At 60.1% G+C, this 11,928-nt stretch carries 7 protein-coding genes; 4 read left to right on the plus strand and 3 right to left on the minus strand.

Features of this window, described 5'->3' with window-relative positions; all coding sequences use genetic code 11:
- Window positions 1-256: 256 nt before the first annotated feature.
- Together smc and ACIPZE_RS14005 are read right to left on the minus strand one after the other, a co-directional pair.
- On the minus strand, window positions 257-3,745 hold the full coding sequence (gene smc, locus ACIPZE_RS14000; protein ID WP_400773332.1) for a chromosome segregation protein SMC: 3,489 nt from the start codon (window positions 3,743-3,745) through the stop codon (window positions 257-259).
- A gap of 2 nt (window positions 3,746-3,747) precedes the next feature.
- A complete protein-coding gene (locus ACIPZE_RS14005; protein ID WP_008082296.1) occupies window positions 3,748-4,407 on the minus strand; it encodes a GntR family transcriptional regulator in 660 nt (219 codons plus the stop codon).
- A gap of 290 nt (window positions 4,408-4,697) precedes the next feature.
- Between ACIPZE_RS14005 and xdhA the strand changes: the two genes are divergently transcribed.
- The 4 genes from xdhA to guaD all read left to right on the plus strand — a co-directional run bounded on the left by xdhA (window position 4,698) and on the right by guaD (window position 10,840).
- Window positions 4,698-6,152: a xanthine dehydrogenase small subunit gene (gene xdhA, locus ACIPZE_RS14010; RefSeq protein WP_400773334.1), complete on the plus strand. Its 1,455-nt coding sequence runs from the start codon at window positions 4,698-4,700 to the stop codon at window positions 6,150-6,152.
- Window positions 6,145-8,538 carry a xanthine dehydrogenase molybdopterin binding subunit gene (xdhB, locus tag ACIPZE_RS14015; RefSeq protein WP_400773336.1) on the plus strand — a complete coding sequence of 798 codons (2,394 nt, stop codon included), beginning with the start codon at window positions 6,145-6,147 and terminating at the stop codon, window positions 8,536-8,538. Before xdhA ends, xdhB begins: the two co-directional genes overlap by 8 nt.
- A 126-nt stretch (window positions 8,539-8,664) precedes the next feature.
- Window positions 8,665-9,522 (plus strand): xanthine dehydrogenase accessory protein XdhC, encoded by an 858-nt coding sequence (xdhC, locus tag ACIPZE_RS14020; protein WP_400773338.1) that lies wholly within the window; start codon window positions 8,665-8,667, stop codon window positions 9,520-9,522.
- 13 nt (window positions 9,523-9,535) lie between these two features.
- Entirely contained in the window at window positions 9,536-10,840 is a 1,305-nt protein-coding gene (gene guaD, locus ACIPZE_RS14025) for a guanine deaminase (protein WP_400773340.1), read from the plus strand.
- Between the two features lie 297 nt (window positions 10,841-11,137).
- Here the strand turns inward: guaD and ACIPZE_RS14030 are convergent, their stop codons facing one another.
- Window positions 11,138-11,902 carry a GntR family transcriptional regulator gene (locus ACIPZE_RS14030; protein ID WP_283437115.1) on the minus strand — a complete coding sequence of 255 codons (765 nt, stop codon included), beginning with the start codon at window positions 11,900-11,902 and terminating at the stop codon, window positions 11,138-11,140.
- Window positions 11,903-11,928 lie beyond the last annotated feature (26 nt).

Below are 11,928 nucleotides of genomic sequence, written 5' to 3' on the forward strand. Positions count from 1 at the left end.
CACCCGCCCCCCCCACCCCAAGCCACCCAAATCACGGGAATCCACGGTGCAAACCGCATTAAACCGGCGCGCCAACTCGAGCTGCCTCCAGGCGTTTTGCCCACGTATACGAAAAATTGACATTAAACTAGCACGACCAAAGACAACTTTACACCGTCTGTCTCATTGGCTTGCGCGAATATGTCGATTGGCCAGCAAGTCGAACGCGGTAAAAAAGTCCTACAACACCAAATTACCTTTCCGACACCACGCTGGCTCAGGCGTCCACCATCGCCATCGCCTCCTCGACATCCACGGCTACCAGTCGCGAACAACCCGGTTCATGCATCGTCACCCCCATCAACTGCTCGGCCATTTCCATGGCGATCTTGTTGTGGGTGATATAGATGAACTGTACGGTCTGCGACATCTCTTTGACCAAGCGTGCGTAGCGTCCAACGTTAGCGTCATCCAGTGGCGCGTCAACCTCATCGAGCATGCAGAACGGCGCCGGGTTCAACTTGAAGATGGCAAAAACCAGTGCCAGCGCGGTCAGGGCTTTTTCCCCGCCGGAGAGCAAATGGATGGTGCTGTTCTTCTTCCCTGGCGGCTGCGCCATGATCGTTACCCCTGTATCGAGTAGATCTTCGCCCGTCAGTTCCAAATACGCCCGTCCACCACCGAAAACTTTTGGAAAAAGTGCCTGTAAACCGCCATTGATCTGATCAAAGGTATCTTTGAAGCGGTTACGGGTTTCCTTGTCGATCTTGCGAATGACGTTCTCAAGGGTCTCCAGCGCTTCGACCAGGTCGGCATCCTGCGCATCCAGATAACGCTTGCGCTCGGACTGTTGCGTGTATTCGTCGATGGCCGCGAGGTTGATCGCGCCCAAGCGCTGAATCCGCGCATTGATGCGTTCGAGTTCTTCTTCGGCTTCGCGTTCACTGGCTTGCGCAGTTAATGTCGCGAGCACGCCGTTGAGATCGTAGCCGTCTTCCAGCAATTGATCCTGCAAGGCCTTGCGGCGCACGGTCAGGGCTTGCCATTCCATGCGCTGCTGTTCGAGCTGGCCGCGAATCAATTGCGATTGCTGTTCGGCCTGGGTCCGGCGTTTTTCTGCATCACGCAGTTCGCGATCAGCGTCTTCGAGAGCGATCTGTGCGGTCTTGAGTTCCTCGTCGACGGTCATGCGCTTGTCGAGCAGCTCTTCGAGTTTCAGGCGCAGCTCTTCCAGCGGCGCCTCGCCCTCTTCCAGATTCAGGCTCAACTGTTCGCGTTTTTCAGTCAGGCGCTCGGACTGCATTTCCAGACGCTCCAACGCCTGACGCGTAGAGTCATGCTGCGCACGCAGAGAGCCGAGACGCACGGCCAATTGATGTGCGTGATCCTTGTGCTGCCGCGCTTCCTGACGCACGCGATCAAGGCGTTCGCGCAGGCTGTCGCGCTGGGCCAGCAGCAACTCACGCTGCTCGGTGTCGAGCGCCATGGCATCCAGCGCTTCCTGCAAGTGCATGCGCGCTTCGCCGACTTGTTCGTGCTCAAGTTCGCGCTGTTCACCAAGCTCGACCAGCTCTTCATCGAGACGCGTGCGACGCAAGGTCAGCTGTTCGGCCTTGGCTTTACCGGCGGACAACTGCGCTTTCAATTCGCCTTGCTGACGCGCTTCGTCTTGCAGCAAACGACGCAAATGTTCGCGGCCGTTTTCCTGCTGACGCTGTTGCGCGCGCAGGGTTTGCAGACGGGCCTCCATGGCCTCGACCGTGGCTTCTTTCTCTTCGCGCTCAAGGTGCAGCGTTTCGATTTCCTGGCCACGGGCGAGCATGCCGCTTTCCGCTTCGCTGGCCCGTCGTACGCGTAAAAAATGCCGACCGATCCAGTAACCGTCGCGACTGATCAGGCTCTCGCCGGCGCTCAGCTGCCCGCGCAAGGCTAATGCCTGCTCAAGACTGTCGACCGGTTTGACCTGACCCAGCCACGGCGACAGATCGATCTGTGCCTCGACTTTATCGAGCAAGCTGCCCGCCGCCCGCACGCCATCATTGCCGGGGCTGAGCAGGCGCAGATCGCCCTGAGTGAAAGCGGATAAATCGAAACCGCTGAAATCGTCGACCAGCACCGCTTGCAGATCGGCGCCGAGCACGGTTTCCACCGCCAATTCCCAACCGGCCTCAACCTTCAAGCCTTCGGCCAGACGCGGACGCTCGGCGAGGTTGTGTTCCTTCAGCCATTCGGCGGTGCCGGTGCCCGGATCGAGCGCCGCTTGCTGCAAGGCTTCAAGGGATGCCAGGCGACCATTAAGACGCTGCAAATCGCCCTGCGCCTGTTGCTGCGCGGTCAGCGCCTGCTGCAATTCCTGACGCAGTTGTTCGAGCTTTTCGACCTGCGCTTCTTCGCTGGTCTGCAAATCTTCGAGAGTCGCTTCGGACTCGGCGAGCTGCTCGTTGAGCTGCATGATCGCCGCGTCTTCCGGGTCGGCCGAGAGCAGCGCGCGCTCTTCGCCAAGACGTTTTTGCCGATCAGCGAGACGCTCCATGCTGGTTTCCAACTGCTGGATGCGCGACTGCTGAACTTCCGCCTGACGACGCGGTTCGGCGGCGGTCAGGTTGAACGCATCCCACTGCTCCTGCCAGCCGTGCATGACCGATTCGGAATCTTCCAGCGCGGCAGCGGCCTCTTCGGCGGCGGCGCTGGTGACTTCCTGCTCGGGCACGAGCATGTCCAGCTCTTCACCGAGCGTCAGCAGCAAGGTGCGGTCGTGGCCCAGGTGCGACTCGGTTTCGAGGCGGGCGCGCTCGGCTTCCTTCAGATCGTCCTGCAACTGCCGCAGACGTTGCTGGCCGTGCTGGATGCTCTGCTCGACCCGGGCGATGTCGCCGCCGACCGAATAGAAGCGCCCTTGCACCAGATTGAAGCGCTCGGACAGGTCATGGTGACCGTCGCGCAGACGCTCAATGGCCGCGTCAGCATTACGCTGCTCGGCGACCAAGGCTTCGAAACTGATTTCCTGCGTGCCGATGATCGACTCGCGCTGACCGACCTGATCATTCAGATCCTGCCAGCGCAGCGCCGACAGCTGCGCCTTGAGTTGGCGTTCCTCGGCTTTGAATTCCTGATACTTCTTCGCCGCTTCGGCCTGGCGGTGCAGGCGTTCGAGCTGACGTTCCAGCTCGTCGCGCAGATCGGTCAGACGCGCGAGGTTTTCGTGGGTGCGACGGATGCGGTTTTCAGTCTCGCGGCGGCGCTCCTTGTATTTGGAGATGCCGGCGGCTTCTTCGATGAAGTTACGCAAGTCTTCCGGCTTGGATTCGATCAGCTTGGAGATCATCCCCTGCTCGATGATCGAATAGCTGCGCGGGCCGAGGCCGGTGCCGAGGAAGATATCGGTGATGTCGCGACGCCGGCATTTGGTGCCGTTGAGGTAATACGTGGTCTGGCTGTCGCGGGTGACTTTGCGGCGAATCGAAATCTCCGCGTACGCCGCGTATTCGCCCAGCAGCGTGCCGTCGGAGTTGTCGAAGACCAGTTCGATACTGGCCTGACTCACCGGTTTGCGGCTGGTCGAACCGTTGAAGATGACGTCGGTCATCGACTCGCCACGGAGGTTCTTCGCCGAACTTTCGCCCATCACCCAGCGTACGGCGTCGATGATGTTCGACTTGCCGCAACCGTTCGGCCCGACGACCGCCGCCATGTTACTGGGGAAGTTCACCGTGGTCGGGTCGACGAAGGATTTGAATCCCGCCAGTTTGATGCACTTGAGCCGCACGCTCAGGCAACCGTCAGCGCGGAGACCACCAGATCGCAGCTGCGCTGGGCGTAAGCCGTCAGCACGATGCGGATCTGCGGCAAATCACGGGCAAGCACGGCGGCCAGCAAGCGTTCGAACAGTTCGAGGAACTCGCTCATTGAAGCCTTGCGCTGTTCGAGGGCGAGGAAGTACGCGCGGCTCATCGCCGGTTGCAGGTTCTCGACCGTTTCTTGCAGGTAAGGATTGTTGGCGAACGGATAGGCGGCGCGCATCACGCTGAAGCTGTCGTCGACGAAGCTGCGGATGTCCTGACGCTCGAAGCTGGCGGTCAGGCGCTGCTGGATCTGCACGAATGGCGCCATGTCCGACTGCACTTGCCAGCCATTGGCGACCGAGTTGCCGAGCAGGATGTACAGCTCGCTCATCAGCGTGCACAGGCTCTGCACCTTGTGCGGCGTCAGCTCGGTGACGTGCGCGCCACGCCGCGGCAGGATCGCAATCAGGTGACGGCGCTCAAGGATCAGCAAGGCTTCACGGACCGAGCCGCGGCTGACATTCAGTGCCAGCGTGACCTTCTGTTCCTGGATGCGCTCTCCCGGCTTCATTTCGCCACGAATGATGCGTTCGGCGAGGTGGTGAGCAATTTGCTCGGCGAGGCTGTCCGGCGCCTTGAACGTCATGGTTGTCCTTCAAACTCTATCGATCTGCACAAGCGGCGCAGTGTAGCGCAAATGCAGGCTCATGGCGGAGTGCCCACGCAGCGGTTTTTGGCACGATTCCCGCAGTTTTCTTTAGAAAACCAAACAAAAAACCAGGGCGACCGATGAGGGTCAATACTGAATAGACACGTTGTTGATCGAAGAAATGGATTTTCCTGACCTTTAAGTCAGAAAACCATTGACCGAAAAGTCAGACCTGCTAAATTCGGCTCAAGTCGGTTAACAACAATAATGAGTCTGCGAGGCCTTCCGTGATCCAGTTTTTACTTAACCAGGAACTCCGTAGCGAGCACGCCCTGGACCCGAATCTGACTGTGCTCAATTACCTGCGTGAACACGTCGGTAAATCGGGCACCAAAGAAGGTTGCGCCAGCGGTGACTGCGGCGCCTGCACCGTGGTGGTCGGCGAGTTGCAGACGGATGACGATGGTCGCGAACACATTCGCTATCGCAGCCTCAATTCGTGCCTGACCTTTGTGTCGTCGCTGCACGGCAAGCAATTGATCAGTGTCGAAGACCTCAAGCACCAAGGCGAACTGCACAGCGTGCAGAAAGCCATGGTCGAGTGCCACGGTTCGCAGTGCGGTTTCTGCACCCCCGGTTTCGTCATGTCGCTGTTCGCTCTGCAAAAGAACAGCGATGCACCGGATCACGCCAAGGCCCACGAAGCGCTGGCCGGCAACCTCTGCCGCTGCACCGGCTACCGGCCGATTCTGGCGGCTGCCGAGCAATCCTGCTGCGGCAAGCAACCGGATCAGTTCGATGCCCGCGAAGCAGACACCATTACTCGTCTGAAAGCCATCGCTCCGACCGATATCGGCGAACTCAACAGCGGCGACAAGCGCTGCCTGGTGCCGCTGACCGTCGCTGATCTGGCCGATCTTTATGACGCTTACCCACAAGCACGTCTGCTCGCTGGCGGCACCGATCTGGCACTGGAAGTTACCCAGTTCCACCGCACCTTGCCGGTGATGATCTACGTCGGCAACGTCGCCGAGATGAAGCGCATCGACACCTTCGATGACCGCATCGAAATCGGCGCCGCCACCGCCCTCTCCGACTGCTACGAAGCGTTGAACGCCGAGTACCCGGACTTCGGCGAACTGCTGCACCGCTTCGCTTCCCTGCAAATCCGCAATCAGGGCACCCTCGGCGGCAACATCGGCAACGCCTCGCCGATCGGTGACTCGCCACCGCTGCTGATCGCCCTCGGCGCACAGGTTGTGCTGTGCAAAGGCGAAACCCGTCGCACCCTGAACCTCGACGATTACTTCATCGACTACAAAGTCACTGCCCGTCAGGAAAGTGAGTTCATCGAGAAGATCATCGTGCCGCGCGCCACGGCTGAACAGTTGTTCCGCGCCTACAAAGTCTCCAAGCGTCTGGACGATGACATCTCTGCCGTCTGCGCCGCGTTCAACCTGCGCGTCGAAAACGGCGTGATCACCGATGCGCGCATGGCGTTCGGCGGCATGGCCGCAATCCCGAAACGCGCCGCCCACTGTGAAGCCGTGTTGATCGGTGCGCCGTTCAACAATGCCGTGGTCGAACGTGCCTGCGCCGCACTTGCGGAAGATTTCACCCCGCTCTCGGACTTCCGCGCCAGCAAGGAATATCGCCTGCTCAGCGCGCAGAACCTGCTGCGCAAATACTTCATCGAACTGCAAACACCGCACATCGAGACTCGGGTGACCGCTTATGTCTAACCATCACGGCGTAGAAAAAACCCAAGCCGAACTGGCTGAACTGTTCGCCCAGGACCTGACCACCGGTGTCGGCCGCAGCGTCAAGCACGACAGCGCCGCCAAGCACGTGTCCGGTGAAGCGCAGTACATCGATGATCGCCTGGAATTTCCCAACCAGTTGCACCTGTATGCACGCATGTCGGACCGCGCCCACGCGAAAATCATCAGCATCGACACCTCGCCGTGCTACGCCTTCGAAGGCGTGCGCATCGCCATCACCCACGAAGACGTGCCGGGCCTGAAAGACATCGGCCCGTTGATGCCGGGCGACCCGCTGCTGGCCATCGATGACGTGCAATTCGTCGGTCAACCGGTGCTCGCCGTCGCGGCGAAAGACCTGGAAACCGCGCGCAAAGCGGCGATGGCCGCGATCATCGAATACGAAGATCTAGAACCCGTGCTCGACGTGGTCGAAGCCCTGCGCAAACGCCACTTCGTGCTCGACAGCCACACCCACCAGCGCGGCGATTCTGTCTCTGCACTGGCGACCGCTGAACATCGCATCCAGGGCACGCTGCACATCGGCGGCCAGGAACACTTCTACCTGGAGACGCAAATCTCCTCGGTGATGCCGACTGAAGACGGCGGCATGATCGTCTACTGCTCGACGCAGAACCCGACCGAAGTGCAGAAACTGGTCGCCGAAGTGCTCGACGTGTCGATGAACAAAATCGTCGTCGACATGCGCCGCATGGGCGGTGGTTTCGGCGGCAAGGAAACTCAGGCCGCCAGCCCGGCGTGCCTGTGCGCGGTAGTTGCGCACCTTACCGGGCAGCCGACCAAGATGCGCCTGCCGCGCGTCGAAGACATGCTGATGACCGGCAAGCGTCACCCGTTCTACGTCGAGTACGACGTCGGCTTCGACAGCACCGGGCGCCTGCACGGGATCAACATGGATCTGGCCGGCAACTGCGGCTGCTCGCCGGACTTGTCCGCGTCAATCGTTGACCGCGCGATGTTCCACTCGGACAACTCGTACTACTTGGGCGACGCAACCATCAACGGTCATCGCTGCAAAACCAACACTGCATCGAACACCGCTTACCGTGGTTTCGGTGGCCCGCAAGGCATGGTCGCGATCGAAGAAGTGATGGACGCGATTGCCCGTCACCTGCAACTCGATCCGCTGGCGGTGCGCAAGGCCAACTACTACGGCAAGACCGAGCGCAACGTCACCCATTACTACCAGACCGTCGAGCACAACATGCTCGAGGAAATGACCGCTGAACTGGAAGAAAGCAGCCAGTATCACGAACGCCGCGAAGCGATCCGTCGCTACAACGCCAACAGCCCGATCCTGAAAAAAGGCCTGGCGCTGACCCCGGTGAAATTCGGTATCTCCTTCACCGCGAGCTTCTTGAACCAGGCCGGCGCGTTGATCCATATTTACACTGACGGCAGCATCCACCTGAACCACGGCGGCACCGAAATGGGCCAGGGTTTGAACACCAAAGTCGCGCAGGTCGTGGCTGAGGTCTTCCAGGTTGAAATGGATCGCGTGCAGATCACCGCGACCAACACCGACAAGGTGCCAAACACCTCGCCGACTGCAGCGTCCAGCGGTGCGGACCTGAACGGTAAAGCGGCGCAGAACGCGGCGGAAATCATCAAGAAACGTCTGGTCGAATTCGCTGCTCGCCACTTCAAAGTCACTGAAGAAGATGTTGAATTCCACAACGGCCACGTGCGTGTTCGTGACCACATCCTGACCTTTGAAGCGCTGATCCAGCAGGCGTATTTCAACCAGGTGTCGCTGTCGAGCACCGGCTTCTACAAAACCCCGAAAATCTACTACGACCGCAGCCAGGCGCGTGGCCGTCCGTTCTACTACTTCGCCTTCGGCGCGGCGTGCTGCGAAGTGATCGTCGACACCCTGACCGGCGAATACAAGATGCTGCGTACCGACATTCTTCACGACGTCGGCGCCTCGCTGAACCCGTCCATCGACATCGGTCAGGTCGAGGGTGGTTTTATCCAGGGCATGGGCTGGCTGACCATGGAAGAGCTGGTCTGGAACAACAAAGGCAAGCTGATGACCAACGGCCCGGCCAGCTACAAGATCCCGGCCGTGGCGGACATGCCGCTGGATCTGCGGGTGAAACTGGTGGAAAACCGCAAGAACCCGGAAGACACGGTGTTCCATTCCAAGGCTGTCGGTGAGCCGCCGTTCATGCTCGGGATTGCGTCGTGGTGTGCGATCAAGGATGCGGTGGCGAGCCTCGGTGACTACAAGCATCAGCCGCAGATCGATGCGCCGGCGACACCGGAGCGGGTGTTGTGGGGTTGCGAGCAGATGCGGCAGTTGAAAGCGGTGAAGGCTGTCGAAGCTGAAACCGAGGTTGTTTGATGATCGTTCCCACCCTCTGCGTGGGAATGCAGCCCGCGACGCTCTGCGTCGCATCCTGAACAGCGGACGCGGAGCGTCCAGTGATGCATTCCCACGCAGAGCGTGGGAACGATCTGAGAGGTGTGTATGTACAACTGGATCGACGCCCTCGCCGACCTGCAGAACCAGGGCGAACCCTGCGTTCTGGTGACGATCATCGAAGAACTCGGCTCGACGCCACGCAACGCCGGCTCGAAAATGGTCATCAGCGCCAACCAGAGTTTCGACACTATCGGTGGCGGGCATCTGGAATACAAAGCCATGCAGATCGCCCGCGAAATGCTCGCCAGCGGTAAGCAGGACACCCATCTGGAGCGCTTCAGCCTCGGCGCCAGCCTTGGCCAGTGCTGCGGCGGCGCCACCGTGTTGCTGTTCGAACCGATGGGCCAGGTGCAGGCGCAAATCGCCGTGTTCGGTGCCGGCCACGTTGGCCGCGCTTTGGTGCCATTGCTCGCCAGCCTGCCCTGCCGGGTGCGCTGGATCGATTCGCGCGATGCCGAATTCCCCGAACACATCCCCCACGGCGTGCGTAAAATCGTTTCCGAAGAGCCTGTGGATGAAATCGATGAGCTGCCCGCTGGCAGTTATTGCATCGTCATGACCCACAACCATCAGCTCGACCTTGAACTCACTGCTGCGATCCTCAAGCGCAACGACTTCGCCTACTTCGGCCTGATCGGTTCGAAGACCAAACGTGCGAAGTTCGAACACCGCCTGCGTGATCGCGGTTTCGACAGCGGCGTCGTGCAACGCATGCGCTGCCCGATGGGCATCGGCGAAGTCAAAGGCAAACTGCCTGTGGAAATCGCCATCTCCATCGCTGGCGAAATCATCGCCACCTATAACGCCAACTTCGGCCAGCAGACTGCCAGCGCCGAACCGATTGCCAAACTGCTGCCGGTTTCGCGGCGCAATCAGGCCGCCAAACTCAAAGCCTCAAACTGATTAGAGAACCCTCATGCCTCTGACTCGTAAAGCCTACCGCGCCGCCATCCTGCACAGCATCGCCGACCCCGCCGAAGTCGGGATCGAAGCCTCCTACGAATATTTCGAGGATGGCCTGCTGGTGGTCGATGGCGGCAAGATCAGCGCCCTTGGCCACGCCAGTGATTTGCTGCCGACACTGCCGGCGGATATCGAAATCGAGCACTACAAGGACGCGCTGATCACCCCGGGCTTCATCGACACCCATATTCACTTGCCGCAAACCGGCATGGTCGGTGCCTACGGTGAGCAACTGCTCGACTGGTTGAACACCTACACCTTCCCTTGCGAAAGCCAGTTCGGCGACAAGGCCCACGCTGACGACGTTGCGGACATATTCATCAAGGAACTGCTGCGCAACGGCACCACCACCGCGCTGGTGTTCGGCAGCGTGCACCCGCAGTCGGTGAACTCGTTTTTCGAAAAGGCCGAGAAGCTCGATCTGCGGATGATCGCCGGCAAGGTGATGATGGACCGCAACGCGCCTGATTACCTGACTGACACCGCCGAATCGAGCTACGCCGAGAGCAAAGCGCTGATCGAGCGCTGGCACGGCAAGGGTCGTCTGCACTATGCGGTGACTCCGCGCTTCGCACCGACCAGCACCCCGGAACAACTGACCCTTGCCGGGCAACTGCTCACCGAATACCCGGATCTGTACATGCAGACCCACATCAGCGAGAACCTCAAGGAAATCGAGTGGGTCAAGGAGTTGTTCCCGGAGCGCAAGGGCTACCTCGACGTTTACGACCACTACAAGCTGCTCGGCGAGCGCTCGGTGTTCGCCCACGGCGTGCACCTGTGCGACGACGAATGCGCGCGTCTGGCGGAAACCGGCTCGGCGATCTCGTTCTGCCCGACCTCGAACTTCTTCCTCGGTAGCGGCCTGTTCAACTTGCCGATGGCCGAGAAGCACAAACTCAATGTCGGCCTCGGCACTGACGTTGGTGGCGGCACCAGTTTCTCGCTGCTGCAGACGCTCAACGAAGCGTACAAAGTGATGCAACTGCAAGGTGCGCGACTGAGTCCGTTCAAGTCGCTGTACCTGGCGACCCTCGGTGGCGCACGAGCGCTGCGTCTGGAAGACAAGATCGGCAACCTGCAACCCGGTTCCGACGCCGACTTCCTGGTGCTCGATTACAACGCTACGCCGCTGCTGAGCTACCGCTTGAAGCAGACCAATAACATTGCCGAAACGTTGTTTGTGTTGATGACGCTGGGGGATGACCGCACGGTGCAGCAAACGTATGCGGCGGGTGCGTTGGTGCATCAGCGCTGAGTTTTCCCCACCCCATGATCATTCCCACGCTCTGCGTGGGAATGCAGCCCGTGACGCTCCGCGTCGCTGGACGCGGAGCGTCCCTAGAGGCGTTCCCACGCAAAGCGTGGGAACGATCAAAGGCATAAAAAATCCCCCGGAGGTATTCACCTCCCCGAGGGATTTTTATTGCCTGTCAGGACGCCATCGCGAGCAGGCTCACTCCTACGGTTGATCTTTGTTGCTCACACATTATGTGGTCACTGAAGATCCACTGTAGGAGTGAGCCTGCTCGCGAAGGGGTCGACTCGGTATCACTTAGAGTTTGGCCGCAGAACGCCCTGGCTTCTTGGTCTGCAACAAATGCGAGAACACCGCATGCAAATCATCCGACGCGCCTTCCTCGTCGAGGTTGAGCTTGCTGTCGATGTGATCCATGTGGTGCATCATCAAATCCACTGCCAGCTCGCCGTTGCGCGCTTCGATCGCGTCGATCAATTGCGTGTGTTCGTCATACGAGCAGTGCGAACGGTTGCCGCTTTCATACTGGGCAATAATCAGCGAGGTCTGCGAGACCAGGCTGCGCTGGAAGCTCACCAGCGGCGCGTTTTTCGCCGCTTCAGCGAGTTTCAGGTGAAATTCACCCGACAGGCGAATGCCGGCGCCGCGATCACCACGGGAGAAGCTGTCGCGTTCGTCGTTGACCATCTGGCGCAGTTCGGCGATCTGTTCGGCGGTGGCGTGCAGCACGGCCAATTCAGTGATCGCACGTTCGACCAGACGGCGCGCCATGAACACCTGACGCGCTTCTTCAACGCTCGGGCTGGCAACGACGGCGCCACGGTTCGGCCGCAACAGCACGACGCCTTCATGGGCCAGACGCGACAGCGCGCGGCGAATGATGGTGCGGCTGACCCCGAAGATTTCCCCCAGCGCTTCTTCGCTCAATTTTGTGCCGGGCGCCAGACGCTGTTCGAGGATGGCCTCGAAGATATGCGCGTAGACAATATCGTCCTGGGTTCCGCTGCGGCCGGCTTTGCCTGCTCGCGGTTGTTTCTTGAGGGGTTGCAACTGTTCGTTCATGGGCACTCGAGTCGGGAGAACTGCGG

It is taken from the genome of Pseudomonas sp. NPDC089741 (genome assembly GCF_044748825.1).
Classification (GTDB): Bacteria; Pseudomonadota; Gammaproteobacteria; order Pseudomonadales; family Pseudomonadaceae; genus Aquipseudomonas; species Aquipseudomonas helmanticensis.

Coding starts and splice junctions, on each gene's coding strand:
- ACIPZE_RS14030 (WP_283437115.1), bottom strand. CDS start 11,902: ATGAACGAACAGTTGCAACCCCTCAAGAAACAACCGCGAGCAGGCAAA.
- xdhC (WP_400773338.1), top strand. CDS start 8,665: ATGTACAACTGGATCGACGCCCTCGCCGACCTGCAGAACCAGGGCGAA.
- xdhB (WP_400773336.1), top strand. CDS start 6,145: ATGTCTAACCATCACGGCGTAGAAAAAACCCAAGCCGAACTGGCTGAA.
- guaD (WP_400773340.1), top strand. CDS start 9,536: ATGCCTCTGACTCGTAAAGCCTACCGCGCCGCCATCCTGCACAGCATC.
- ACIPZE_RS14005 (WP_008082296.1), bottom strand. CDS start 4,407: ATGACGTTCAAGGCGCCGGACAGCCTCGCCGAGCAAATTGCTCACCAC.